The organism is Clostridium chromiireducens (assembly GCF_003575225.1).
Taxonomy (GTDB): domain Bacteria; phylum Bacillota; class Clostridia; order Clostridiales; family Clostridiaceae; genus Clostridium; species Clostridium chromiireducens.
The window spans coordinates 263,222-289,513 of the sequence record NZ_QXDJ01000003.1; the positions used below are offsets into that span (position 1 = coordinate 263,222).

At 30.1% G+C, this 26,292-nt stretch carries 26 protein-coding genes; all 26 read right to left on the reverse strand.

All coding sequences use genetic code 11. From position 1 onward, the window contains the following. Positions 1 to 183: 183 nt before the first annotated feature. Positions 184 to 1,437: an HD-GYP domain-containing protein gene (locus D2A34_RS12415; protein WP_119366820.1), complete on the reverse strand. Its 1,254-nt coding sequence runs from the start codon at positions 1,435 to 1,437 to the stop codon at positions 184 to 186. A 270-nt stretch (positions 1,438 to 1,707) separates the two neighbouring features. Then, positions 1,708 to 3,216 (reverse strand): IMP dehydrogenase, encoded by a 1,509-nt coding sequence (locus tag D2A34_RS12420; RefSeq protein WP_119366821.1) that lies wholly within the window; start codon positions 3,214 to 3,216, stop codon positions 1,708 to 1,710. 135 nt (positions 3,217 to 3,351) lie between these two features. Then, positions 3,352 to 3,966: a YdcF family protein gene (locus tag D2A34_RS12425; protein WP_119366822.1), complete on the reverse strand. Its 615-nt coding sequence runs from the start codon at positions 3,964 to 3,966 to the stop codon at positions 3,352 to 3,354. A gap of 55 nt (positions 3,967 to 4,021) precedes the next feature. Further along, positions 4,022 to 4,822 carry a histidinol-phosphatase HisJ gene (gene hisJ, locus D2A34_RS12430; protein WP_119366823.1) on the reverse strand — a complete coding sequence of 267 codons (801 nt, stop codon included), beginning with the start codon at positions 4,820 to 4,822 and terminating at the stop codon, positions 4,022 to 4,024. A gap of 87 nt (positions 4,823 to 4,909) precedes the next feature. Continuing rightward, on the reverse strand, positions 4,910 to 5,290 hold the full coding sequence (locus tag D2A34_RS12435; RefSeq protein WP_119366824.1) for a VOC family protein: 381 nt from the start codon (positions 5,288 to 5,290) through the stop codon (positions 4,910 to 4,912). 122 nt (positions 5,291 to 5,412) lie between these two features. Next, the gene (locus D2A34_RS12440; RefSeq protein WP_119366825.1) at positions 5,413 to 5,895 is read right to left on the reverse strand and encodes a GNAT family N-acetyltransferase; all 483 of its coding nucleotides are present in this window, start codon (positions 5,893 to 5,895) and stop codon (positions 5,413 to 5,415) included. 312 nt (positions 5,896 to 6,207) lie between these two features. Next, positions 6,208 to 7,572 carry a permease family protein gene (locus D2A34_RS12445; RefSeq protein WP_119366826.1) on the reverse strand — a complete coding sequence of 455 codons (1,365 nt, stop codon included), beginning with the start codon at positions 7,570 to 7,572 and terminating at the stop codon, positions 6,208 to 6,210. Positions 7,573 to 7,619: 47 nt separating this feature from the next. Next, a complete protein-coding gene (locus D2A34_RS12450; protein ID WP_182629402.1) occupies positions 7,620 to 8,921 on the reverse strand; it encodes an acetyl-CoA hydrolase/transferase family protein in 1,302 nt (433 codons plus the stop codon). A gap of 27 nt (positions 8,922 to 8,948) precedes the next feature. Further along, positions 8,949 to 9,206: a hypothetical protein gene (locus tag D2A34_RS12455; protein ID WP_243128330.1), complete on the reverse strand. Its 258-nt coding sequence runs from the start codon at positions 9,204 to 9,206 to the stop codon at positions 8,949 to 8,951. Between the two features lie 18 nt (positions 9,207 to 9,224). After that, complete coding sequence (locus D2A34_RS12460) at positions 9,225 to 9,494, reverse strand: NifU family protein (RefSeq protein ID WP_079441890.1); 270 nt, start codon at positions 9,492 to 9,494, stop codon at positions 9,225 to 9,227. A 12-nt stretch (positions 9,495 to 9,506) separates the two neighbouring features. Next, a complete protein-coding gene (locus D2A34_RS12465; RefSeq protein WP_119366829.1) occupies positions 9,507 to 10,961 on the reverse strand; it encodes a 4-hydroxyphenylacetate 3-hydroxylase family protein in 1,455 nt (484 codons plus the stop codon). Between the two features lie 614 nt (positions 10,962 to 11,575). After that, positions 11,576 to 13,363, reverse strand: coding sequence for a sigma 54-interacting transcriptional regulator (locus D2A34_RS12475; RefSeq protein ID WP_119366831.1), 1,788 nt, complete (start codon positions 13,361 to 13,363; stop codon positions 11,576 to 11,578). Between the two features lie 110 nt (positions 13,364 to 13,473). Then, complete coding sequence (locus D2A34_RS12480) at positions 13,474 to 14,769, reverse strand: acyl-CoA reductase (protein ID WP_119366832.1); 1,296 nt, start codon at positions 14,767 to 14,769, stop codon at positions 13,474 to 13,476. Then, positions 14,766 to 15,863 (reverse strand): LuxE/PaaK family acyltransferase, encoded by a 1,098-nt coding sequence (locus tag D2A34_RS12485; protein WP_119366833.1) that lies wholly within the window; start codon positions 15,861 to 15,863, stop codon positions 14,766 to 14,768. The genes D2A34_RS12480 and D2A34_RS12485 overlap by 4 nt, the downstream gene beginning before the upstream one ends. Continuing rightward, entirely contained in the window at positions 15,860 to 17,341 is a 1,482-nt protein-coding gene (locus D2A34_RS12490; protein WP_119366834.1) for a class I adenylate-forming enzyme family protein, read from the reverse strand. Before D2A34_RS12490 ends, D2A34_RS12485 begins: the two co-directional genes overlap by 4 nt. After that, entirely contained in the window at positions 17,338 to 17,580 is a 243-nt protein-coding gene (locus tag D2A34_RS12495) for an acyl carrier protein (RefSeq protein ID WP_079441896.1), read from the reverse strand. Before D2A34_RS12495 ends, D2A34_RS12490 begins: the two co-directional genes overlap by 4 nt. Before the next feature lie 234 nt (positions 17,581 to 17,814). Next, positions 17,815 to 18,168, reverse strand: a complete 354-nt coding sequence (locus tag D2A34_RS12500) for a hypothetical protein (RefSeq protein WP_119366835.1) — start codon at positions 18,166 to 18,168, stop codon at positions 17,815 to 17,817. Positions 18,169 to 18,844: 676 nt separating this feature from the next. Further along, positions 18,845 to 19,141 (reverse strand): hypothetical protein, encoded by a 297-nt coding sequence (locus tag D2A34_RS12505; RefSeq protein ID WP_079441796.1) that lies wholly within the window; start codon positions 19,139 to 19,141, stop codon positions 18,845 to 18,847. Positions 19,142 to 19,321: 180 nt separating this feature from the next. Continuing rightward, positions 19,322 to 19,546, reverse strand: a complete 225-nt coding sequence (locus D2A34_RS12510; protein ID WP_079441795.1) for a hypothetical protein — start codon at positions 19,544 to 19,546, stop codon at positions 19,322 to 19,324. A 199-nt stretch (positions 19,547 to 19,745) separates the two neighbouring features. Continuing rightward, on the reverse strand, positions 19,746 to 20,207 hold the full coding sequence (locus D2A34_RS12515; protein WP_079441794.1) for a hypothetical protein: 462 nt from the start codon (positions 20,205 to 20,207) through the stop codon (positions 19,746 to 19,748). Positions 20,208 to 20,342: 135 nt separating this feature from the next. Then, positions 20,343 to 20,684, reverse strand: a complete 342-nt coding sequence (locus D2A34_RS12520; protein ID WP_079441793.1) for a zinc ribbon domain-containing protein YjdM — start codon at positions 20,682 to 20,684, stop codon at positions 20,343 to 20,345. A gap of 95 nt (positions 20,685 to 20,779) precedes the next feature. After that, positions 20,780 to 22,000 (reverse strand): adenylosuccinate synthetase, encoded by a 1,221-nt coding sequence (locus tag D2A34_RS12525; RefSeq protein WP_119366836.1) that lies wholly within the window; start codon positions 21,998 to 22,000, stop codon positions 20,780 to 20,782. A 62-nt stretch (positions 22,001 to 22,062) separates the two neighbouring features. Continuing rightward, positions 22,063 to 22,986 carry a hypothetical protein gene (locus tag D2A34_RS12530; protein ID WP_079441791.1) on the reverse strand — a complete coding sequence of 308 codons (924 nt, stop codon included), beginning with the start codon at positions 22,984 to 22,986 and terminating at the stop codon, positions 22,063 to 22,065. 19 nt (positions 22,987 to 23,005) lie between these two features. After that, positions 23,006 to 24,040 carry a J domain-containing protein gene (locus tag D2A34_RS12535; RefSeq protein WP_119366837.1) on the reverse strand — a complete coding sequence of 345 codons (1,035 nt, stop codon included), beginning with the start codon at positions 24,038 to 24,040 and terminating at the stop codon, positions 23,006 to 23,008. 10 nt (positions 24,041 to 24,050) lie between these two features. After that, positions 24,051 to 25,514: a nicotinate phosphoribosyltransferase gene (locus tag D2A34_RS12540; RefSeq protein ID WP_119366838.1), complete on the reverse strand. Its 1,464-nt coding sequence runs from the start codon at positions 25,512 to 25,514 to the stop codon at positions 24,051 to 24,053. Positions 25,515 to 25,525: 11 nt separating this feature from the next. Then, on the reverse strand, positions 25,526 to 26,065 hold the full coding sequence (locus tag D2A34_RS12545) for a cysteine hydrolase family protein (RefSeq protein WP_119366839.1): 540 nt from the start codon (positions 26,063 to 26,065) through the stop codon (positions 25,526 to 25,528). Positions 26,066 to 26,292 lie beyond the last annotated feature (227 nt).

The window sequence follows — 26,292 nt, forward strand, 5'->3', positions numbered from 1 at the left end:
CTCATAACTACAATTAATAATATATAATTTAAAAATTAAGATAAACTATATTTAAAACGAAAGAATTTCTAAAGAAAATATTAATAATCTATTAGATTACTTTAATAGATTATTAGATTACTTTAATAGATTATTAAAAAAGGCCACATACATATTCTTTTGCGAATATTATGTGACCTTTTTCTAAGAAAAACCCTTTAATAAATTATTATATTCATCTGTTATATTTAAATATTTAGCCATTAAATCACTTGACTCTTTTGTTGCTTCTTTAATAATAAAATCGTAATTTTCTATAAATAGGTTTGCGATATTCTTATCAATTTTATTATACTGAGTCATGTTTTTTAAAATTTTTATTACTTTTTCTTTATTAAACTCTTCTTTATAACTTCTAACGCCTAATAAAGCACTTACTATATCTCCAATTGCTACAATTCTCATTTCCGGCGTTATATCACTGTTCTTAAGCCCAAATGGATATCCAGAACCATCAAGTTTTTCATGGTGAAGAGTACCAATATCTCTTATGTCATCTACTTTTAAATCACTTAAAATATTATATCCAATTATTGCATGACTTTTCATAACTTCGAATTCTTCATCTGTTAACTTTCCTGGCTTCTCTAATATTTCTATTGGTATAGCTATCTTTCCTATATCATGTAGTGCTGCTGCAACCTTTATTTCTTCTAAAGTATCCTCATCTAAACCGTACAATTTTGCTATTTGATAACTTACAGCTTCAACTAATATTGTATGTTTGACTGTTGCCTCGCTTCTGAAATCAATTGAGTATGCCAACATTTTGCTATATGAAATTATTTCTTCTCTTGTAACTGTTTTAGTTCTCAAAAAATCATATAATTCTTCCACATATGATCCATCTATTAACTTATCAATAAGGTTATTCTTCGCATCGGCATCAATTAATAGTTCAATATACTCTATTAAATATTCTTTTTTATTATTCATCATATAATCAATTGTTGAAGCCTTCTTAAACGAATATATTCTATCTATATTATCTGCAAAATTCAATAATAACCCTTCTTCAGATATTATATCTATCTTATTTTCCGTATAATACATAGATGAAAAATGGTGCGTTAATACTACCTTATATAACTTTGAAAGTGGAGAGAAATATTTTATAAATAAAGATCCATAAATTGCATGATCAAATGGAGCTACGGTATCAATTGTCACTAGCTTGTCCCTCTCAGCCACTTTGTAGGCACCAATATCGTGAAAAATAGATATTGCACAAAGTTCAAGGATTTCTTTTTCACTATGACGCCCCTGTGCTCTTAGTAAATTTAACATTATGTATGCAACTCTTTCCCCATGATTTAATAACCTATTATCTACTGAATTAATTGCTCTATGTATAACTTGAATTATTTGCTTTAATGTTACTTCCGATTTTTTCTTCATTTTTCCTCCTGATTGCAAGGAATAAGTTTGATAAAAGTTAAATATATTTTTTATCAGCTAAATTATATAAATACTGTTTAATACCCATAATAATTCCTTTATGTATTAATATTATTATAACACCATTTATCAATACAAAAAAGACATATATCACCATAAACCGCGGATAGTAACATTAACTAGTAATTTTTCCTTATAAATAAAAAGTTATCTTAGAGATAATAATCTCGTAAGATAACTTTTATTGATTTAATTATTTATCTTATATCTCTATTGTTGAGTACTATAAGTATTATCTTTTAACATAACATCATGAGAACTTCCTTCGACAATACTTGTTGAAGATACTAAAGTCATTTTTGCATTCTTTTGCAATTCAGGGATAGTAAGTGCTCCGCAGTTACACATTGTTGATTTAACTTTATTTAACGATATTGTAACATTATCTTTTAAGCTTCCTGCGTATGGAACATATGAATCAACACCTTCTTCAAAAGATAACTTCTTATCGCCACCAAGGTCATATCTTTGCCAATTTCTTGCCCTATTAGAACCTTCACCCCAATATTCTTTCATATAGCTTCCATTTATATTAACCTTATTAGTTGGACTTTCATCAAATCTAGAAAAATATCTGCCAAGCATTACAAAATCTGCTCCCATTGCCAGAGCTAAAGTAATATGATAATCATGAACTATACCACCATCTGAACATACTGGTATATAAACTCCTGTTTTTTCAAAATATTCATCTCTAGCTTTAACTACATCAATTAGTGATGTTGCTTGTCCTCGGCCTATTCCTTTTTGCTCACGAGTTATACAAATAGAGCCTCCACCGATTCCCACTTTAACAAAATCAGCTCCTGCTTCTGCTAAAAATAAGAAACCATCTCTATCAACTACATTTCCAGCTCCTACTTTAATATGTTCACCAAAATTTTTATGTATATATTGGATTGTAATCTTTTGCCATTCCGAAAAACCTTCTGATGAATCAATGCATAAAACATCTGCTCCTGCATTTATTAATGCAGGTACTCTCTCCGCATAATCTCTAGTATTAATTCCGGCACCTACTACATATCTTTTTTGAGAGTCAATAAGTTCGCTTGAATTTTCTTTGTTGGCCGAATAATCTTTACGGAATACCATGTATTTTAGCTTTTGATCTTTATCAACTAATGGTAGCATATTTAATTTATTATCCCAAATAATATTATTAGCTTCTTTTAAAGTAATATTAGCATCAGCATATATCAATTCATTAAAAGGTGTCATAAACTCTGATACTTTAGTACTCATATCCATTCTAGTAATTCTATAATCCCTGCTTGTTACGATACCAAGAAGTTTTCCATTAGGTGTCCCATCTTCAGTAACCGCCACTGAAGAGTGACCTGTCTTTTCCTTCAAATCTACTATTTCAGCTAGCGTAGAATCTGGCTTAACATTAGAATCACTAGTAACAAAGCCTGATTTATAATTTTTAACTTTTGCAACCATGGCCGCTTCATTTTCAATCGATTGTGATCCGTAGATAAATGAAACTCCGCCTTCTTTTGCTAAAGCAACTGCCATATTATCATCTGAGACAGATTGCATAATAGCTGAAACCAATGGAATATTCAGACTTAAAGATGATTCTTCACCTTTCTTAAATTTAACAAGAGGTGTTTTCAAACTTACATTCTGAGGAATGCAGTCTGTTGAAGAATAACCTGGTACTAGTAAATACTCTCCGAAAGTATGGGATGGTTCATTGAAATAATATGCCATTTTATCTTGCTCCTTTTTACAATTTAGATATTTTATTCTATATAATAATACACTTTCCATGTTATTGTCAACATACTTATTATACTAATGAAAGGTTTATATAACCCTATTATTTAAAGACTTTTATAGAGTAGTTTAACAATTTTCAAGCCATATTGGAATAGCTTTCTTAAGCTGGCCTCCACAACGAGATAATTCTCCCATAACATGTTCAATTCCACTTTCTGTTTTAAACCAGTTATCCTTAGTGATATCTTCTATATCAACAGGACATACAATGAATTCTGCTTCAGGATATGCAAGGCTGTAAAACATTAGGCAGCGTTTTGCGTGAAAGGACTTGCAACAAATTATAGCTTTTTTAATCACTAAATTGTGTTTGTCAGTAACTTCACGAGATTTAAATGCATTTTCTCTTGTCCAAACCGCATCATCTTCTTTAAGTATTGCAGTTTCATTTACTCCATAGGACATAATAACATCTTTCATAAATTCCCATTCTGTTTTAAAGTTTCCCCTGTATTTATCTTTTTTAGTCATGGTTCCTGGGAAGTATCCCTTACTCATGCTATACTTTCCCGAAGGTAAGATATAAGGAGCATGTCCATCAAGCCAAATTTTTGCTGCATTTTCTGCTGGCTCTGGCCAGGAACCACCCGGAACAAAAATAATATCAGCTTTTTCAGGTTTGTCCTCAACAAAAATATACGAAGTTATTTCCTTAATAAATTCCATACCCTTTATTCCCATAATTCTCCCCTTTATTAAGATATAAAAATATTAATGCATTTCAGTTTTGATAAAGTTATTCATTATCAAAATCTCTCCCAATATCACTTGCTGTATGCGAGTCAGATCCATAAACTTGATTAACACCATATTTATTTACTAATTCCTTGAATATTCCGGATACATAGATTTCACCACAATATGGCTTTCTAAGACCAGCTGTATTAACATCTAATTCATAATTTCTATTTTTAATCTCCTTAACTATTTCCTCTAAAAGTTTTGTGTTTTTATACTCAAATGGATATAATTGATTAAAAATTCTAATTAAATTTGGATGTCCAATTCGACGTGGTTTATAGTCTCCTAAATCAGCTTTAATCGCTTTGAGTAATGTTTCATAATACTTATCATAGACACATTCAAGTGTTCCTAGTATCTCCAAAGCTTCTTCAAATCCTTGTTTCCAGTCAATAGCTATATATTGATCTTCTATCTTTATAAAATGTACTGAAAGTAATCCATCTTCAAGCTTTGGACCATAAATATTTAGGAGTTTCTTTGTTTCTTCCTCATATCCGTCTATGAAATCAACTTCTAATCCTGAATTAATCTTAATTTTATTTTTGTATTTTAATTTTGTATTTTCAACATCTTTAAAGTATTCATCCATAACATCTTTACTTGGAGCACATTCATCTTGAAATTCTTTATCCTCTACGAAATAACACGGAAATGGCATATGTTCAGTAAATGTTATTTCTTCTAAGCCCTCATTAAGTGCTTTTTCAACATACATTTCAAATGTGTCCTTAGTTCCATGAGGACAATATGGAGAATGAATATGTCCATCTCTTACTACTTTTTTGTTTCCCATAATAGTTATTCAAAGAGAGATTGCAATAATACATCCGCTCTTTAAATGTTCACTTCCTTTCTATTTTGGAATTTATAATTAATTTGATTATTTATCCTCACGAAGCATATAATCATTTTTATCTAAATCCTTAAAAGAGAACATTCTACCATAAGGCATATTCATTAATTCTCCTACTTCTACAGAATTATTTTTCATTTCTGAATAAACTTTATCTATATCATCTGTACTTAAAATTATAGAAGGATGCTCAACGTTCATGTTTGGATTTTGAACTTTCATTAAATTTTTATCATATATTATAAAAGTCGTTTGTGAATCCATACTTGGAGCAACTTCAATCCATTTCATATTTGGTCCGATTTGTTGTTCAAATTTAATAACGAATTTTAATTTGTTAACCCAAAATTCTTTTGCTGCCTCTTGATCTTCAACATATATTGTTATTTTACTTATATTATTTATCATAATTATCCTCCTATCTTTATATAAAATATTTATTTGTTTTAAATTCAAAGTTTTCTTAAAGCATTGAATACTTCCTTATATTATGTAATAGACAATTTACTATTCAATACTTTAGTCTTTACTTATTTTTCATACTCATACATATGATAATTACATTCACACATACCTAATGATTTATATGTAGCTTTAGCATTTACATTTTCCTTTTCTACATACAATCTTATACCAGCTATATTTTCATCATTATCACAGATATTTTTAACATTATGGTATAACTTTTTATATATACCTTTTTTTCTATAATCAGCATCTACATATACGCTTTGCACCCAAAGAAATGTACCATTTCTCCAGTCACTCCATTCATAAGTATACATAATCTGCCCAACTACTTTATTATCTACTTCATATACGTAATACTGTCCCTTTGAAGAATCAGTTAGTATTGATTTGACACCTTGGCTAAGAATCTCTAAATCTAATTCTTTATCTTCGGTTTCTTTGGCTAAATTATAGTTAAATTTTACTACAGTCTCTAAATCTCTTATTTCAGCCTTTCTTATTTTTCCAAACGTTTCATTTTCATAATTTGTTATATTACTCATTTGTTTCCTCCATATATTTATTACCTATATTTTAGCATTTAACTCTTATGTTATACAGTATTTTTATTGATTATATTTAAAATCTCATGAGTCTTTGTAGCTGTACTCGCTATTTTAAAGCAAAAAAAGAAGTAGAAATTTTGATATCCTACTTCTCTTGATAGTTACTTACTACTATTTATTCATAACATTCAGGTGCATGTTTTATTGTTTTAAAAAGGCATTTTATATCTAAATATAATTTTAACATAATAGCTAATTGATTATTTTCTTAATTTCCCAATAAGTTTAAATACATGAAAAAATAAAAATTTACTCCGCATTACTTTGTTGAAAAATATTCACATCATAATCTTTTTTATTTCCAAGTTGAATTAATAAACATAATATTATACCTACAGCAAGTCCCCATGCTGCACCCCTAGCGATTACTACTGCAGCCATGACCCCTGCAATTCCTAAATCGTTTGCAGTGCGTACCTTCTGAACTCCAATTTTAACTGAAACATAACCTTGTATTAGCATTGTTGAAGCTAATGCAATATCTAAGATAGGTGTAACAAGAGTTACTATTGGCAACAAGAAATATCCTGTTAGGGTACCAAATCTAAAAGAACCCGTACCACCATGAAGAGAATCCATTGATTTTCGACCATGCTTATACCTATCGCTAATAACTACTTGCATTGCAGCCCATAGTGGCCCACACATACTAATATCTGGTCCTATTATTGACATTATCATATTACGTAGCCCAAATACCATATGGGATCTGTTTGGATTATAATCTACAATTTCATCTGTACGTGTTTTACCAGCATCCTCTATCAATGCCTGTGCTTGTATCATTTCACCAAATAAAATTATATAAGCAGAGAAGACCATTGGAAAAGCATTTATAAACATACTTAAAGGAGGAAAACCAGTGCTGAATATTGTCCAATTACTCCAGAGCTCACCAAAAGCAGGCTTTGAAAATCCAAACTCAATAGCTGGCCATGCAGTTTCTTTAAATATAGGTCCAACTATAACTGCTAAAATCATTATTGGAAGAATCCCTAAATTAGATATTGTAACTAGTAATTTATTTTTGTTTCGTATGCTTTTAAAGTGATTTGAGAATAAGAGATAAAAGGCTAATCCAATGCAAATAGTAATTGAATAAGGAAATCTTTCAATTCTTCCGCCTGCATTAAATACTACGTTTACTGCAGCAAGACCAGCACCCATAATAATGCCTGCTTGCATTGCATTAGGTATTAAACTAATTATCTTTTTACCAAGACCTGCAACACCTATTAAAAAAGCTGTTATTCCTAATAATAATTCAAAAGCTACTAAAGCCTGTACCCTTTGAGGTCCCATTGGATAACCATTAAGATACAGTATTAAAAGTGGTATAGCAGGTGTTACCCATCCTGGGACAACTGGATCTCCTAAAAATACATGCGCGCAATATAAAATTCCATTAAGAACTACAATAGCTAAGGCAACATCGAATGGCATTCCCAAGTATTCCTGAAGAACAGGAATTGCACTTAAACATACAGCACACATAATAAGGCCTTGAACATAATCTGCAACTTCAAATTTGTAATGAACTCCTGGTATTCGGATTTTAAAAGGACCTGCAGAAATAAATGGTTGTTCTTTTCCATCAATTCTTTTCTGTGGCATATTTTTGCCCCTTTCTAATTTGATTTAAAAATATACTTTAACTTAATTTAAAATTTACATTTGAATCTAATTTCAAATTCATTTGATAGTGATTCTCTAAAGTCTGGATGCGCAATATTTATAAGTGCTCTTGCTCTTTCTTTTAATGTCTTACCTTTAAGTTCAGCTATTCCATATTCAGTTACAACATAATGAACATCGTTTCTTGAAGTTGTAACTGTTGATCCTTCATCTAAAAGTGGAACTATTCTTGAGACTTTTCCTTTACTTGCAGTTGATGGCATTGCTATTATTGATTTGCCATCTTTAGCCATTGCTGTTCCTCTTACAAAGTCAACCTGGCCACCTACACCACTGAATTGCTTGAAGCCTATTGTTTCGGATGCAACTTGTCCCATAAGATCTATTTGAATACATGAATTTATAGAAACCATTTTATAATTTTCTGCTATAACACATGGATTATTTACATAGTCTACAGGATACATTTCTACACTAGGATTTTCATTAACATAATCATAAAGCCTCTTTGTACCCATTAGAAATGTAACTACTGATTTCCCACAATGTAAAGTCTTTGCTTTATTGGTTATAACACCTGATTCAATTAATTCTACAACTCCATCGGATATCATTTCCGAATGAATTCCAAGATCTTTCTTATCCTTTAAGAATAGTAATACTGCATCAGGTATTGCACCAATGCCAAGTTGAAGTGTAGAACCATCTTCTATAAGTTTTGCACAATTTTCACCAATAGATTTTTCTACTTCTCCTATTTTAGGTGGCATGAGCTCTATAATTTCATTCGAGGTTTCAACTATATAGTCAATTTCAGAAATATGAATAAATGAATCTCCTGATGTTCTTGGCATTTTGTCATTTAATTCGGCAATAACAATTTTTGCTGCTTCTGCTGCAGGTTTTGTATAATCATTTGAAACTCCAAAACTACAATAGCCATGTTGATCAGGAATGCTTAATTGAACAATTGCCACATCTACTGGTAAAGTGCCTTCCTTAAACATTTTAGGTACTTCTGAAAAAAAACATGGTGTAAAATCTGCTCTTCCCTCAAGAATAGCCTGTCTTGTTGTTCCACCTGCAAATATAGAATTATGGCGGAAATTAGCAGCCAGTTCAGGTTTACAATATTCACTTTTTCCCATTGATACCATATGAACAATCTCAACATTTTCATATAAATCTTTGTTTCTAACCATAGCATCTATTATTTCTTTTGGTTCTCCACATGCATGTCCAGTTACTACTCTGTCTCCACTCTTAATTTTTTTTACAGCTTCATCGGCTGTGACTACCTTGCTCTTGTATAAATCCTCCCAGCTAATTTTAGACACCTCCTAAAGATAACCTAACTAAAATTCTTTTAGATTACTTAATAATTTTGTATAATCATTAATACTTTTGATAAATATTTTATTATTTGATATATATTTTTCATGACTTACACAGCAATTAAAACATCCACATACTAAAATTAAATAATCATATTCTTTATTTTCCTTTGCAATCTCAAAATTGTGAATGCTATCAAGATTTTTGATTAATTTTGTAACAAAATCTTTCCTGTCATAGCTAGCATTACATCCACCACAGTATCTAATACCTATCACCAAAATTCCACCTGACCTTTATTTTCTAAGTAATTGCCTAGCAAAATCTAGCATTTCGCTGCTAATTGGATCAGCCATTTTTACATCTTTTACTTCTGGTATCTCTTTTAGAACACTTGAAACTAATTCTTCCATTGTGAATCTAGCGGAAGGACAGCCGCTGCAAGCACCTAAAAGTTTTACGTAAACTACGCCGTCATTCACTTTTGCAAGCTCAATATCACCATTATGTTCTGCAAGTATTGGTCTTATTTTAGAATTTATGGCATTATTAATTTCATCCAACATTTGCGGCTCCTATTATTCTTCAATCTTAGCAATTTTCTTAGCTATCTTCTTCTTAGCTGCTAAATTTCCTTGTCTAGCTATCATAATTCTTTGAGCTTGTGGTGAACCAGCCCCATGCATTGACTCTGTTCTGTACCCAACAGCAGCAGTTCCTAAACAAAGATTTTCTATTAATCTTAATATTCGCATTCTATTTTCAGTTGAAACAGAATTAACGCCTCTTAAATACTTCTCTATATATGGACCTACTGTTTCATCCTTAAAATCTGCTTCTGAAGGCATAGTAACCATTATTCCACCTGCAATATCTTCTGCTAATCTGCATATTTCATAAGGAAATCTTGTTACATTTTGTTTACATACATTTGCAAGTAAATTATCAATATAATAATTTCCTGATTCTGTTTTAGTTCCCATTGCTGAACATGCAATGCCGCAAGAGTATAGAGTTTCATTTAAATGAGTCATTTCAATTAATTTATCTTTAACATGTGATGCTTTATGAGCTCCATTATAATCAGCGGCTACTGCAGCGGCACCAATTAGGACATCTCCTACACCAACTTTACATCCACCATAGCTTTGTCTATGATATCCGGCAAATCTTTCAACAATCATTCCAGCGAAATCAGTTTCTCCATTTAAGAATATTCTTTCATTTGGTACAAATACATTATCAAATATTGTTAATGTTTCTTGTCCGCCAAATTCAGCATTTCCAAGATCAATATCAGCGCCTGGTTCTAACTTTCTTGTATCACAAGATTGTCTTCCATATATATGAATTATTCCTTCTGTATCTGTTGGTATTGCAAAAGATATTGCCCACTCCTTGTCCTTTGGAGTTAATGCTATTGTTGGCATTACTACTACTTCGTGAGAATTTAACATTCCAGTTTGGTGACACTTAGCTCCTCTAACAACAACACCATCTGGTCTTCTTTCAACAACTCTTAAGAATAAATCACCGTCAACTTGATTACTTGGCGATAATCCTCTATCTCCTTTAGGATCAGTCATTGCACCATCAACTGTTAAATCATTTTCCTGAACATATAATAAGAACTTTTTAAAGTTTTCATGATAATTAGTTCCACAAGCTTTATCTAATTCAAAAGTTGAACTAAATATAGCATTAAAAGCATCCATACCAACACATCTTTGGAAACAAGATGCAGTTTTTTGGCCAAGTAATCTTTGCATTTTTACTTTCTTAATAAGATCATCTGTGCTTTGATGTAAATGCACAAACCTATTTACCTTTTCACCTGTTAAGTTTGAAGTAGCAGTCATTAAGTCTTCATATTCTGGCATTTGTGCTAATTCATAAGTCATAGCAACTGAATTTAATGATGGTCTTATAATTGGATGATCAACAACGTTGTCAACTGGTTTTCCAAACATGTACACTTTTAAGTTTAATTTTCTAAGACTTTCAATATATTGTTCCTTTGTTTTTAATGGCATAATATCGCTTCCTTTACTTATTTTTGTTTCTAATAATTATATAAGCAATAAGCGTGCCAAAACAAAATAATTTGCCTATAAGTTAATACTTCCCATAATAATTTCCAAAACACTCCCGCTAATACTTGTAATTAATTCCATAATATTACTTTCAGTTGCAAAAATGCAACTAATTCTTTCATAAATTTTTGAAGAAACCTCACAAACCGTTTACACAACACCATAGTTGTAAAATATCTTTCATTGTTGCATTTTTGCATCATGTTTTAATTTTGCAACGGGTTCTAATATGTTCTTGTTAATTATTATATTGGGTTGAGCATACTTTAAGTTCTCGTTGAGGAACCCTATATAGATATCCAGACTATGAATTTGATTTATGCTTTGAAATACTTTCCATACCAGAAAGAGAAGGTACTCTTTTTCGTAGTGTTGCATCGAGAAAATTGCTGTAGGTATTTCTTCAGCAAAAGTTGTTCCAGTCCTGCTTGTCATTAGCTTGCCTAAGGAACAAGCAGGACTGGTGCAACTTTTACTGATAGAAATCCACAGTTATTTTCTCTAGCAACCGAGAAACAGAGTACCTTCTCTTTCGGTTGGTTATATGCATAACTCTAAGTTTTGTATTGGGTATCTATATTATTTATATATTTTTGCCTCTTCCTTACAAATGTTGATGGATCTATACCTAATGATTTTGCTGCTGCTCTGACATTTCCGTATTTATCATAAGCTTTCTTTATTAGTTTTCCTTCTATAGAATCTAAGGTTTCTTTTAAGTTTATGCCTTCTTCAAATGTATTTAAAGTTACAACCATGCCATTAGATCCATTTATATTTTTAGGAAGATCTAACCTTTTTATCTTATCATCTTCACTCATTATTACTACTCTCTCAACTATATTTTTAAGCTCCCTAACGTTTCCAGGCCAATTATATTCATACAAACAATTTAAAGCATCTGAAGCAAATACCTTATTAAAATTGTATTTTTTATTAAGTTGAGTAAGAAAAAAATTTATCAATGGAAAGATGTCCTGCTTTCTTTCCCTAAGGGGTGGAATATATAATGGCACTACATTTAACCTATAATATAAATCCTCCCTAAATTGTTTTTTCTTTATCATTTCCTCTAAATCTCTATTAGTTGCAGCTAGAACCCTAACATCAATTTTTATTGACTTTGTTCCACCTATTCGCACTACTTCCATTTCTTGAAGTACTCTTAGAAGCTTAACCTGCATATCCATTGGAAGCTCTCCAACCTCATCTAAGAAAATAGTACCTCCAGACGCCAGTTCAAATAAGCCTATTTTACCTTCTTTATTTGCTCCAGTAAATGCCCCTTTTTCATATCCAAAAAATTCCGATTCTATTAAACTTGTAGGTATCGCTCCACAATTGACTTTAATAAATTGCTTTTTGCTTCGTTTGCTCACTTTGTGTATATGTTTTGCAATTTGATCTTTTCCAGCTCCAGTTTCTCCAAGCATAAGAATCGTAGTGTCCACTTTTGCAATTCTATTAGCAAGCTGAATAATTTCAATAGTTTTATGATCCTCAGCTACAATTTCAGAAGTATTTAATAGTTGAGTTCTCATTTCTTCAATCTCAGAAACATACTTACGTGTAATTTCTTTATTTCTTTGAAGCTGTTCTTTTAACTCATACAACTGTGTCACATCTCTTACATTTGTAACCACCATTATTATTTTTCCACTTTTATCAAAAATAGGATTGCTGCTTACTAATACCTTAACTCCCGTATTGAATTCCTGTTGAATTGTAGTCGTTTCTCCATTTTTAAGTACCAAAAGAGTAGCAGATTGTGATATAAAACCTTCCAACTCTAACTCTCTCATATTTCGGCCTAGAACCGCTTCCTTTTTAAGCCCTGTAATTCTTTCATATGCATTATTTACTTTTATAGTGTTACCTTCTCCATCCGTTATATAGATTCCATCATAAGAGCATTCAATAACAGAATCTAACTCCATTAAACTTAACTTTGTATTTTTCAGATCTCTATATTTTTTTGTGATTTTTTCAACTAAATTGTTAATCAAATCAGTCTGAGTTATAATACCTATAATTTTATTATTTTTATCAATAATCGGAAGACGACTAACTTTATATTTTAATACATCTTCTAAATTCATTTCACCATTTATTGTTGTTACTTTTTTAGGTCCTAACGTCTCAATTCTTTCATTCATTTTCCATTTATTAAGAATAGCCTTCATTAAGTCCGTTTTTGTTATAATGCTAATTAACTTTCCATCTTTATCTACAACGGGTGCTCCATCTATGCCATTTTCAATAAAAAGCTTTGCTGCCTCTTCAAACGTATTATTAGGTTTTAATACCAATACCTTTTTTGTCATCAATTCTTTTACTTTCACATTCTCCACACCCTATATCTTATTTATAAAAATTTATAATCCACCAGTAACATAATACTGGTTATAAAACAAATCTGAAGATTTGTCAGTTACTTAAGTATTTTTCATTTTCAATTTAGATTCAGCACTGTCCATTTAACTATTTGGTTAATAAAAAGCATTCCATCCCAAGGCGAATCATATAGATTCATAAAACCTACTCTAACTAACCTATCGACTCCGTTTAAACTAACTTTGTTTGCAAAATTTATAATTTTATTATTATCTTCAGAAGCTATTCCAATAGTTTGTACCCTTGGAGTTACTAGCTTGCATACTTCGAAGATATCTTCTACCTCTTTTAAAAATATAGTTCTATGCTGAATTGGTTCCTCAAGAGCTATATCTTTATCAATTAGTATTGTATATTGCAGATCTCTACTACATATTATATCCTTTTCTGGAGATAAAAGATATTCTCCTCTTTTGTTTATTATATTAGCAGATGTTCCTTGGTTAATTTCGGTTTCAGGATAACGTTTTAATACTCTTTCTAAAGATTTCGATAGCTTAAGTGCTGCTTCCTTTAAAGTTACATTACTTTTTTCTATAAATAATACTTGAGGCGAAGAGCATGCCTTTTGATCAAAGCTAATTATATCCTTTGCAAAATCATCAAAAGTTTTAGATAGATTAAGACTTTCCATAGCAGATTTTTCAAATACAGCAAAGGAGTATTTAGGTCCAAATATGATATCTTTACAAGTGGTTTTCTTCTGAAGAGTAGATAATGAATTTACAGCTTTTTCACCACCACATATTACTCTTACATCTGCTACCTTTGACATTTCAGTATTTAATTCTATATTATCACTTGAAAAATTTATTACTGAAATACTTTTTAATAATGTAATACCATTATACTCCACACCATTATAATTTACTTTAATGTCCAATAAAGGTTTTAAAAGTTCTGTAGCTATGCGTATGCTTTCAAGTGGTACTCTGCATATATTAATATTTTTGCAAAGAAGAGCCTGAATTAGATAATATATTGGAAGAGTAGGCACGTTTCCAGCCATAAAATGACACACAACTCCCCTTGGCTGGGCTTTCATAAATTTATTATCTTCAATTTGTACAAAATCATCTAAGTACTCCTGCTTATTTAAATCTAAACATAAAAGCTTTATAATATTGCTCTTTTTAAGCCATAATGCTAAAAAGGGCACACCTTCGTAATTCAAGAACTTTCTATCCCTTGACAATATTTTACTATATTTATTAATTATTTCAACTATGGCCCCTGAAGGATAAGAGTAAATTACTTCTCTATTTTTATTAAGTTCTTCTATAATTCTATCTAAATTTTGATACTTCTTAGGTTCTGTAAAAAATTTATCTCCTAACATAAAACAACTTATCATGTCTTATCCCTCTTTTCTGCAAAAGTGTCTCCACATCCTCTTGTTTCAGATTTTTCAACCCTATTTTTAAACTTGAAGTATTTACCTTTCCTTCCGCACTTGCAGTCATCTATACCTATAAATTCACCAATATCCTCAGTTAATATGGCTTGACCTGGGTAACTTGAAGTAAGGCCGCTCAAAACTTCTATAAATCCACACTGACCTTTTTCTACTTCCTTAAGAGTTGAAAAATCTCTTATAATAATTTCTCCAAAGTCAGGGACGTGTTTATATCCGCATTCACAGTCAAGAAAAACTACGCCTAACTGTTCAACCATTCCGTAGAAATCAATTATATTTTCAGGATCAGTACCAAATACTTCAGCCACGGATTTATTAAATTCTTCCTTTTCAACCTTTTGATCATTTAGTTTTTTCCATCCTCCACTATGAAGTAGTTTTATTTTTCCCATGTTTAACTTTATGCCTTTTTCTTTTAAGATCTTAACAAATCTAGTCCAAATAATATAGGTAAAGCCATATACCAATATGTCTGCATCTTTATATTTTTCTTCAAATTCTTTAAGCCTTTCTACATTAAGTACAAGATTCCCATCTACCAAATCCATTACATAAGTTAAACTTTTGCCAAAACTGCTTACTCCTCTTATGGCAGCTCCTCTAGCAGTTAGAGTTTCATTTTTTTTATTAACCTCTTTACTATCAATTACTAACATGGGCCTTCTATAAGACCCTAAAAAGCTTGTTAATGTTGATATTAACCCGCTAGATTGCCTTATCGAAGTTTCTTTATCAATATATATCTTGCTTGGCTCATTTCCAGTTGTAGAGCTTGAATTTAATATTCTAACCACATTTTCTTCACTGCAAGTTCTAAGGTCAAAATACTTAAACATATTTACAGGAATAAAAGGGATTTCCTCCAGGGATTTTATAGTATTTATATCAACTCCTAGTTTTTTATACATGCTGTTTAAGTTTTCATTTTTTCTATTTTCATCTATCTGTGGCTTTAATATATCTAATAATTTACTTTCTTTATCTTTTTGCAACAATTTAAACTGCTCATTATTTATAATTGTATCTATCATTTCAAATCACCTATCATTACTTTACCAGAAGAATTTTTTGGAAGCGCGTCTAAGAACACCACATGCTTAGGTACTTTATAGGATGGCAGATTAGCTTTGCAATACTCAATTATAAACTTTTCATTAACTTCTAAATCTTTATTATTTAGTACAATAAACGCTTTTATTGCTTCTCCTAATATATCATCAGGTGTTCCAATTACTGCAGCTTCAATAACACTTGGAATTTGAATTATTATGTTTTCTATTTCTTTGGGACTTATTCTATTTCCGCCACTTTTGATGATTTGTTTTTCTCTTGCCACAATATAAATATATCCATCCTTATCCACTGTAGCCAAATCTCCTGTATATAAATATCCATTTCTAATAACCTTATCTGTTTCTTCTTTGTCATTGAAGTAACCCTTCATTATATTCCCACCAGACGCCACTACTTCACCAATATCACCTGCTTTTATCTTATTGCCTTCTTTATCTATAACCTTAAGTTCAGTCCCAGGAATCCCCTTACCTATGGACCCCAATTTTTTTTCAAGCATATTAGGTGGAAGATATGAAAGTCTTGCAGTTGCTTCAGTTTGTCCATACATTATAAATATTTCCACGCCACTAAGAGTTTGTATAAGTTCTTTAATAAAACTGTCAGGAAGTTTTCCTCCAGCTTGTGCTATATATCTTATACTTGGTAAATCTCTATTTTTAATACTCGACTTTCTAAGCAGTATTTGATAATTACTTGGAACTCCGGCAAATCCTGTACACTGATATTTTTCTATATCATCCAAGACTGACTCAGGAAACATAAATTTATTATTTATTACTAAGCTTCCGCCAACTCTAAAATGAGTATGGAGTAATGATGTTCCAAAGCAATAATAAAATGGTAGAACTACTTCTATTCTATCTTTACTGCTTAACTTAAAATATTCTATTATGGAATTTGTATTATAACGAAGATTATAATGTGTAAGCATTACCCCTTTTGGTTTTGCAGTAGAACCAGATGTAAATAATATTACGGCTACATGATTTTTTAAGTCACTTTCTATCGCTTCTTCATCAACATTAAGATTCTCTTCTATTTCTAGAAAATCATTTAATGATTCTTCAGTAATTATTTTAATATCTTTATTTATAGTTGTACATAACTTATCTAAAAAACGCTTTTCTATAAAAATTGCATTAGAATTGCAGCTATTAATAATATATTCAATGTCCTGATTACTTAAGGTCGGATTTATGGGTACACAAGTGCACCCACTTTTTATTATTCCAAAATAACTTGCTATGAAGAAAGGCGAATTCTCTGATATTAAGAGAATTCTATCTTCATATCCAGCTTTAGTTCTTTTTATCCCATTCGATATCATTAATATTTTTAAATATATTTCTTTATAGCTAATATTGCCTTTATGGATTATTGCAGTTTCATCAAGCTTTGAGGAAAATTCAAAAATATAATCAGTAAAATTCATATTTCAACTCCATACTTTTCTAGTGTCTTTTTAATATCTCCAATAGTATATAATCTTGAAACATCTTGGACTGCTATTGATATTTCAAACTCTTCCTCAAGGGCTACAATTAATTCAATATGACTAAGTGAATCCCATGCCTCAATTTCATCTGGTCCAAAACTATCTTCAATTTCATCAACATTATTGATGCTCCAAACAGATTTTATTATTTTCTTAAAAGTTTCCAAATTACTCATTTCTAATTCCTCCAATAATTTAAAATATTTAATAATATTAGTAGCAAGAATCATGCCAATATTAATATCTACTTATTTTAAATATTAACGAAATTTCACCTGAAAGATAATATTGAGCTATTTAATGCATAAAGTCTAAGATATTTTTTTCAATAAGAAAGCACCCTGAATGTTAGATTCTGCATAACATTCAAGGTGCACTTAAACTAAAGTTATAATAAAACCATTCACAAGTTAATATCCTAATATTAATCTTTGCCTACATTCTGATTTTTGACCAGGAGACATCTTTAATATATTGGATTCCATCCATCTTCGTTGTGGGTAAGAAAATCTTTCCCCAAAGAATAGCATAAATTGATTAATCTGAAGTTCATCTGTCTTACCATATTTTGATTGGGTAAACTTAATAAATCCCAGTGTTTCTAATAATGCTGTATCATGAAGATAAATAGATTTGTCTTCATCAAACCTTTTTAAATCTAACTCTTTCTCCAATCTAGATGCTAAAAGATTATGTTTTGATTCTCCACACTCATAAAATTTCCCTTCTCTAGATAGCCATCCACAAATACCTAATTCACTCATTCAATCAATAGGATAGATATTTCTTAATTTCTGTCTGCTAACAAAAATATACCTACCTATTTTCCCCCTTTCGTACATAAATATTTTTTATTAATTATGTTTTTTTATAGCGTTTATTTAAATACAAAAAATAATAAATACTCTATTTTTATTTTATATAGGGTTCCGAAATGAAAATCGAACTTATGTATATACTCACCGAAATTGGATACATGTTTCTTCCATAGGGCTATGAAAATAAGCTGAAAGGTTCTAAATGCCTATTTAATATTATGACCCTTGTGGTTACAAACATGTATTCAATTTCTAGGTTGAGCATACTTTAAGTTCTCGATGAGGAACCCTTGTATATTATATAATTATATATAAATAGAGAAATTCCTGCTAATTATGACTAGTTATAAAAGAAGGCTTTAACAAAAATATCCTGTACAGTTTTATAAATCTTAAGTACAAATTTAAGACTTCAACTTTACAGGATATTTTGTATTAAGGGTATAGGATATAGTTTTGTGGGAATAACATCCAATTTAAATCAAGGAATATACTATATTGGATTTTTATTCTTTCATTATATAATTCGATACTTAATATTAATTTCTGACATTAAACACAAATAAATATTAAAAATTCTTTTGTTTATGTACTTATTGATATTTCACTTTTTAGTGAAGACCTAAGTTTTCTTCTTCTTACTAACCTTTTTATTTACGCATTTTGGTTTATTCAGTATTAGTTCATTACTTTTTTCTACTAATCTTGTTCCAAACGTTACTATTTCTTGTACATCTATTACAGTTATATAATCTGTTTTTAATTCTTTTAATTCAAAGCTACCTCTCATAAGTTGTTTCTTAGCAGTACTTATAAGTTCTCTTAGCCTAAAAATACTTTCTTCAGTTGGATCGTCTTCATTTATTGGTGTAAAATACCCGATGTATCCACTTTTAAATAATATTTTTATTTCTAACATTCTGATTTTCCTTTTTGCAGAATTACTATCAATACATATATATTCATTTAAAATTGAAATGCTATTGTTGCAAATTTCAAACTAACAAAATTATTTAAGAGGTAATATTATACTAACCTTATTATTTAACAATGGTTTATATGAATATAAAAAGAACCCTATCACTAGAGTTCTCAAAAATTACGCTGAAACATCTACATATATCTTTGCTATATAAATATTTCTACGTTCTACCTTTAATATTTTAACTATGTTATGTTCCCAAATGTATTCAATAGCTTCACTAAAACGCTCAGTATTTAATTTTGTATCGTTACTAGATAACACTACTATTGATTGTTTACCACAACGCACTTTAGGCGTAACCTTTATTTTTTCTAATATCATATTTACATCATTATTCATCCGCTCACTCCATACAAGTTATATATATGATTTTATTCAGTCAATCTATATAATATACGTTGTTTGTACTATTTTTCTGACACAAGAAGCAAGTATCACGCTAATAAACTATATTTTTATTTATTATATTGTAAGCACACACTTTTAAATCCATATAGCATGGCACTAAAATCATATATCTTTATTTTTAACTTACTGATTATGCCAATATATCCTGAATAAGAACTAAATCAATTGAAATAAATCTTCCATAATCCTTAAAAACTGAATTAAAGCTAGGGGCACTTTCTAAGCATCTCCTAAATTCACGTTGTACTTCTTCACGCACTTTATTAAATACTCCCTCGAAATCATCTGACAAAAGTGAATTGTCATTTGAAGGCAGTACTGGATCAAGTAATTTTTTCGCTTTTATCTGTAAATCACTTAAACATTGTCCCATTTCGTTATTTATTGTTTCTCGTAACAATGGTGATTCTTCTAGTGGAAAACTTACTATTATAAAAAGTTTGCCTTTAGCTTTATACTGATCTCCCCAATCAGCTTCTACTAAATATTTAAGATCGTTTATCTCCATAGTTATGCTATCAAAAGCTTGCCGATAAATATTTTCACTCAAAATATTACAATCCAATATATACCCTTGATAATTTTTATCCATTTTTTTCTCCAATAAAATACTCTTTAACTTATATATTATTCGATAATAATATTTTCGTGAAATTTATTATTTTAAACAACGAAATAAGGAGAGCCAAATCCATCTCGATTTGCTCTCCTAAATACTCTAATAAGTTTATATCTTTTTAACGAATTCAGATTTTAAACTCATAGCTCCAAATCCATCAATCTTGCAATCAATATTATGATCTCCATCAACTAAACGTATATTTTTTACTTTTGTACCTTTTTTTAATGCTGATGAAGCACCTTTTACTTTAAGATCCTTAACTATTGTTACAGAATCACCATCACTTAAAATATTTCCGTTAGCGTCTTTAACAATTTTATTATCTTCACTATTTTGGCTTTCTAATCCTGCAGACCACTCATGAGCACATTCTGGACAAATTAGAAGACTCCCATCTTCATAAGTATATTCTGAATTACATTTTGGGCAATTTGGTAAATTATCCATGAATTCATTTCTCCCCTCGTTCTTATTATTTCTAAGAATTACATGATACCATACTCTTCACTAATTAACAAACGTTCCAAAAGTTTATCTATATTTCAACGCTTTGTAATAGTGTTTCTGGTTTTTCCATAACTTAAATAACAATTATCTGGGTTGATTTTTTCACATATTTCCTCGACGAACCTATTGGTGCTATTTACGTACAACTGATTATTCTTATAATAAATTGCCTTATCATCATCTATTTGATCTAAACATGTTAATCCTATTGATTTTTTTAGGTTGCAATATTCATGTTGTTTTACAGGCAGTATCTTCGTATAATCATTTTTTATATTCTCTTCCAATAAATCTATATCTAATGGTGCAAATCTCAATGTCCCTTGAAATTCATTGGAGATGTTTGTTGAATCAATAATGTTTTTATATGGTTTTTCTTGAACTTCATTTAGCAAAGGTCCAGCCCCATGCCTTGTTAGATAACTTCTTGTAAGGTAAATTACTTCTATATCTAATTGATCATTATTTATTTCTTCTAATAAATTTACTACATTGCTTACACCAGTTTTTGAATGTGTTACATGGGGAAAATATTTATAATCCTCTGATAACATTAACCCTTGAGCTCCTTCAAAAATCAGAGTATTATATTTTTCTGCTGCCTTTTTTATATTACTAAAGTGTACTTTCGGTATAAAATACTTCTCGATATCATTAATAAAATGAGTAATTAGATTATCATCATATAATTTTTCCATTAACTTGTCTTTACAACCAACTAAATTTAACTCCTTGAGTCTATCTTTTATATATTCATTTTTTATAAGCTCTAATTTATCTATATAATTCTTGTTTAAAAGCTCACTGCATGTTATCTTATATCTTTCAATATTATTTCTTATAATAGATTCGTTATATCCTAGCCCACAGCTGCCATGCCTATCATCTCCTCTATATCTTTCTACTATTTGATTTAAAATCATATCTTGAGGGATAATCACAGGACAAGTTAAATCAATCATAGTATACGGGTCAACATTTTTCATTTTCAACTCATCATATTCCTTTATAAATAATAATGGATTTACTGAAAAATAATTGCTTAAAAATGTTGGAATGCCTTGTAAACTTCCTGAGCAGAAATGACCAAATACATGCCTTTTACCATCTGGAGTAACTACTGTATGACCTGCTTGTGCAGAAGAGTTAAATCTAATTACAATCGGATTCTCATTTATAGAACACATGTAATCTGTCATTAACCCTTTTCCTTCATCTCCAAAATTAGAACCTATTATCACTTTTATGTATTTCATGTTCCACTCTCCTTTTATGATATTAAACACATCCCCCCATTATAAATAATAGGGGGATAATATTAAAACTTTACAAGTCCATTATCATCTTTTGCATTTGGAACTAGTTCTTTTATAGCATTTCTAATTATTAAATTTGTACTTCCATCCCAGCTATCTGAAACTATATCTTTATTTTCACCATTCAATACTTGAAGTGTTGATACTATAAGTTCAGGAAGCTTTGTATAATCTGATAATTTTAAAGCTCTCTGCCCCAATATTTCATTCCACGATTTTATTACCTCATCTGGCTGATAACGCATATGGTTTCCTTCTTCAATAATAATGTGAAATACTTCATATTGCTTAGATACAAGCCTTAATAAATCTTGAGCCGACATACTATCAGTCTGGATTGTATCTCCAAAGACCTTTTCAATTTCGCTTTTTAGGACTGTTTTCGGACACTCTTCATCTCCTATAGTAAATAAATATCCCTTTTTTCCTCTTTTTATATAATTATCACATTTTGTATGCATCCCAGCAAACCACCAAGGCAGAGTATAACTTTCAGAGTTGTTTCCTCCCCCGCCGTGTTCTACATAAATTTTAGTTAGCTCTTTTGCAATTCTAATATCAGCTTCAAATTGTGTTACTTGTAAAGGAGCCGAATCATACTTTACATCACCAATCCCCATAAACATTATATGAGGGTCAGACACAGGCTTTCTATTATATACTTCAGTCGCTAACTTTTCTAATCCTACCCTTGCGATATTGTCAGCGATTATACCCATTGAACCAGTTACATCTAATCCAATAATAATTGGTGTTGAGTTTGGATTATCACTGCTGTCACAGCTTTCCCTAAAACTCACTTTATAAGGATTCAAGGTTGGATCAAGACTCCTTGCCGCAAATACATCATCTACTGTTTTCTTTCCTCTTATTGCCGCACTTGAATAGCTATCCCAAGCCCTTGAATCCCATCTTCCTGTTCCCATTTTAATACCTCCTAAATTCTCATATTTTATTGGTATATAATTTATCTTTATCAATATTCATTTCTATAAATTTTCTCGCTCCATAGCTTTCGTTAATAACTTTATCCCAAAGCTTATATTCTTCTATAGGGTTATTTACCGAAACTCCTCTAACACAATCAATAAGCGGTTTCGGTATATCTGGATCTCCAATGATATCTATTCCATTTTTATCTCCAAGTAAAGTTCTACCAATCAATCTTATAGATTCCAAATCTAAGAGAAACGTTCCCTTTTTAGTAGATTTCATATCTGGAGACATGATATTATAAATTTCATTAGATACTCCAAGCATCTTCCCATCTAGAGGTACTGTATACCACCAACCACCTAATAAAAATCCATTATGATATGATGGAGATATAAAGTAATTATCAATAGTTAATCCATTGTGTGACAGATTATTATAATATAGAAAACATGCTATATTGTATAAACTGCTTAAAATCCATGTTACATGTCTTGGTGGAACTTTATTACTATAATAGCTTAATATATCTTTAAGAGAAAAAGCATCTTCTGATTTTTCTATAAGAATGCCTATTTTTCCATCTATGGTTTCGAATTTTCTTGATACTTTGGGAAAATACTTTTCAAACTCAAATTTCATATTGTTATTCTCGTACTTTAAATTTTTGATTCTGTCTAATGCATTATCTATAAATTTTAGATGTACTTTATCAATTAAATATAAAATTGATCTATTTCCAATATAATATTTTCCAAGCTCAAATGAATATTGTACATTATATTTCATTGAGTATTTTTCACCATCAGAACTGGTTATTTTAATCAATCCATCTCCTATCCAATTCCCATTCACTAATAATTTAATAGCTTCAGTATATAATTCATTAATTTTACTTGCAGCCTCTTTGTATTTCTCTGAATCTTTATGCAAATCAGGATGAAACATTTTAAGAAGATTAATGTGCTCTTTTTTCGCTATATCCTTGTCACCTGTAAAAAGTTCATAGGGGTATTTCATTCCAAGTATCTCATCAACATTAAACAAGATCATCACCTCAACCGTGTAACCTATCCCTTATTTCCTTAAGTGAATAATCTTTGATTAAATTTCCATCCTTAAAAACCACTTCTAATAAATTGTCTTTAAACTCGTCCTGCTCTTTTATAGTAAGCTCGTCCCTATAAATAATATCTTCTCCATCTTTGTATACATAGCACATACCCTTTTGAGATTTTTTGAAATTCCCTGTATCAGTTTTAGGATCTTTAAAGATGAATTTTTCTTCACCATTAATTACTGCATGAGTTGCTTTTAGAGCGAATCCAAAAGTATCACGAGTATTATATTGATAAGTGTATGATCCAATTCCAAAAGTACAGTTGCTTACTGCAAATCCTTTTTGTTCAAGGCACTTACAGATCTCTTCGCATCTTTCAACTGTAATACTATCACCATAAATTGTTCCTATATGAGAATTTAAGACTTTATACCCTTTAGCATTAATTTCTCCGCCAAATATATCCCATAGAAGTTCAACTGTTCCTTTGTATTCAGGACTATCTTTTGGTGCTTCACTATCTCCACAGATTATTTTAACTGGATCTCCGCTATCCCCTCTAATCACTATCTTTCCATCTCTATTTAATATATCTTCTTTTAATGTTGGAAGTATATTAGTTATAAGATTCCAATAATCATAGGTATCTGAAACAATACTAAGAATACCACTAGGAAATACTTCATTAATCAATCTCTTATAAGCCTTAAGCTCATCAGTTCCATAAGTGCACATCACACTATGCTCAGTTGATGGAGTTCCAAGACCTACTATTTCATTATCAATATTACAGTTATAATATTTTTCAAGGTAAAGTATTGAAGAAATTGTTGCTGTTCCTGTAAATGAGAGCAAATGTCCTGCGCTACTGACCTGTGCACTCTCAATAGAGCTAAATCCTCTCATACTAAAATCTCCACAAGCTTTTTTTACATCGCCATTTTCCATGGTTAAATCAAAATACTTTTCTACAATTTCTCTATACCTATATGCAATTGTTGCACTTGTCATAGGCTGCCATATATTACAACTCATAAAAGTTTCCAAATAATTTACAAGCCACGCAAATTCATCGTGAGTATTAGTTATTTCGATCATAGGTGTTTTTATATTTACTCTTGTTCCTTCTGGAACTGCTTTAATTTGTATAGGTAAATAGCCTAAATCATGCAATTTCTCTATATGAGCTGTATCTGCAGCTATGCTTCCCATGGTTTTAGATATTACTCTCCTATACTCCATAACAACTTCATCCTTAGGAACCATAAAGAAATTTTGGTTGAAATATTCTATTAAATATTTTTTTATAAAAGACTGAAGTCCAAACATAACTACTTTATTCATGTCTTCTTTTCTGGACATTCTAGGAGTCCAATAACTTACAAGCTTTGTGAGTCCTGGTGCATAACACATATGATGTATTGTTTTATAAAAATCAGTTAACAATAATGGATCTATCATTTATATCTCTCCTATCTTATAACCTTAATGCCTAGTGATTCAATTACATCTAATGCTTTTTCATGAAGACTATCATCAAAACTTGCACATAAAGTTCCGTCTACACTTAAGTCTGCATTTATATACTGAGATTGAAATGTAATCACATTGCTTATCACGCATATATTCGTAACAATCCCAACAAACTCTATTTCATCTATATCTTCTCCAACATCTTTTGATATCTTTAGCATATCCTTTGGTGCTATTCCAAAAGAGTTCTTATTATAATGAAAAGTATTTTCTACACCTACAAATTCTTTTAATTCTCCATAAAGATTGTGACCTTCAGTATATATATAACAATGAGGTACAGGTAAATTCTTTCCTTCTCTTGTTTCTAGATAATTTTCAAAATGAGTATCATAAGTGAATAAAACCTTGTAACCATTATCTAGATATTTTTTTACTTTATTATATATTCCCTCTTCTAAGCTCTCTGCTTTTTTAAATCCTAAAGTACCATTAACGAAATCCTTTTGATAATCTACAACAACTAATAATTTATTCATAATCTTCTCCCCCAATTTTACTAATTAAATTTTTAAATAATTTCACTATTTCCATGTCATACTTTCTCAATACATTGAAAACACTATAAATTGTTAACTTTTTATATTTTTATCTTTAAAAATATTTTTGTTTTTAAATTTATTAATTTAAAAGTTCTAAAATTCTTTTATTTTTAACAAGTAAACTTTATTTCTTTTTAAACATTTAAATTTATATAAATTACTTA

Excerpts from the sequence above, each read along its gene's own strand:
- D2A34_RS12495 (WP_079441896.1), bottom strand. The coding sequence starts at position 17,580 with ATGAGTAATTTGGAAACTTTTAAGAAAATAATAAAATCTGTTTGGAGC.
- D2A34_RS12465 (WP_119366829.1), bottom strand. The coding sequence starts at position 10,961 with ATGCCATTAAAAACAAAGGAACAATATATTGAAAGTCTTAGAAAATTA.
- D2A34_RS12520 (WP_079441793.1), bottom strand. The coding sequence starts at position 20,684 with ATGGATAATTTACCAAATTGCCCAAAATGTAATTCAGAATATACTTAT.
- D2A34_RS12420 (WP_119366821.1), bottom strand. The coding sequence starts at position 3,216 with ATGGCATATTATTTCAATGAACCATCCCATACTTTCGGAGAGTATTTA.
- D2A34_RS12480 (WP_119366832.1), bottom strand. The coding sequence starts at position 14,769 with ATGATAAGTTGTTTTATGTTAGGAGATAAATTTTTTACAGAACCTAAG.
- D2A34_RS12460 (WP_079441890.1), bottom strand. The coding sequence starts at position 9,494 with ATGTTGGATGAAATTAATAATGCCATAAATTCTAAAATAAGACCAATA.
- D2A34_RS12540 (WP_119366838.1), bottom strand. The coding sequence starts at position 25,514 with ATGATAGATCCATTATTGTTAACTGATTTTTATAAAACAATACATCAT.
- D2A34_RS12490 (WP_119366834.1), bottom strand. The coding sequence starts at position 17,341 with ATGAATTTTACTGATTATATTTTTGAATTTTCCTCAAAGCTTGATGAA.
- D2A34_RS12515 (WP_079441794.1), bottom strand. The coding sequence starts at position 20,207 with ATGGATAAAAATTATCAAGGGTATATATTGGATTGTAATATTTTGAGT.
- D2A34_RS12545 (WP_119366839.1), bottom strand. The coding sequence starts at position 26,065 with ATGAATAAATTATTAGTTGTTGTAGATTATCAAAAGGATTTCGTTAAT.
- D2A34_RS12530 (WP_079441791.1), bottom strand. The coding sequence starts at position 22,986 with ATGGGAACAGGAAGATGGGATTCAAGGGCTTGGGATAGCTATTCAAGT.
- D2A34_RS12525 (WP_119366836.1), bottom strand. The coding sequence starts at position 22,000 with ATGAAATACATAAAAGTGATAATAGGTTCTAATTTTGGAGATGAAGGA.
- D2A34_RS12440 (WP_119366825.1), bottom strand. The coding sequence starts at position 5,895 with ATGAGTAATATAACAAATTATGAAAATGAAACGTTTGGAAAAATAAGA.
- D2A34_RS12485 (WP_119366833.1), bottom strand. The coding sequence starts at position 15,863 with ATGATAGATACAATTATAAATAATGAGCAGTTTAAATTGTTGCAAAAA.
- D2A34_RS12425 (WP_119366822.1), bottom strand. The coding sequence starts at position 3,966 with ATGGGAATAAAGGGTATGGAATTTATTAAGGAAATAACTTCGTATATT.
- D2A34_RS12510 (WP_079441795.1), bottom strand. The coding sequence starts at position 19,546 with ATGAATAATGATGTAAATATGATATTAGAAAAAATAAAGGTTACGCCT.
- D2A34_RS12415 (WP_119366820.1), bottom strand. The coding sequence starts at position 1,437 with ATGAAGAAAAAATCGGAAGTAACATTAAAGCAAATAATTCAAGTTATA.
- D2A34_RS12435 (WP_119366824.1), bottom strand. The coding sequence starts at position 5,290 with ATGATAAATAATATAAGTAAAATAACAATATATGTTGAAGATCAAGAG.
- D2A34_RS12505 (WP_079441796.1), bottom strand. The coding sequence starts at position 19,141 with ATGTTAGAAATAAAAATATTATTTAAAAGTGGATACATCGGGTATTTT.
- D2A34_RS12445 (WP_119366826.1), bottom strand. The coding sequence starts at position 7,572 with ATGCCACAGAAAAGAATTGATGGAAAAGAACAACCATTTATTTCTGCA.
- D2A34_RS12500 (WP_119366835.1), bottom strand. The coding sequence starts at position 18,168 with ATGAGTGAATTAGGTATTTGTGGATGGCTATCTAGAGAAGGGAAATTT.
- hisJ (WP_119366823.1), bottom strand. The coding sequence starts at position 4,822 with ATGGGAAACAAAAAAGTAGTAAGAGATGGACATATTCATTCTCCATAT.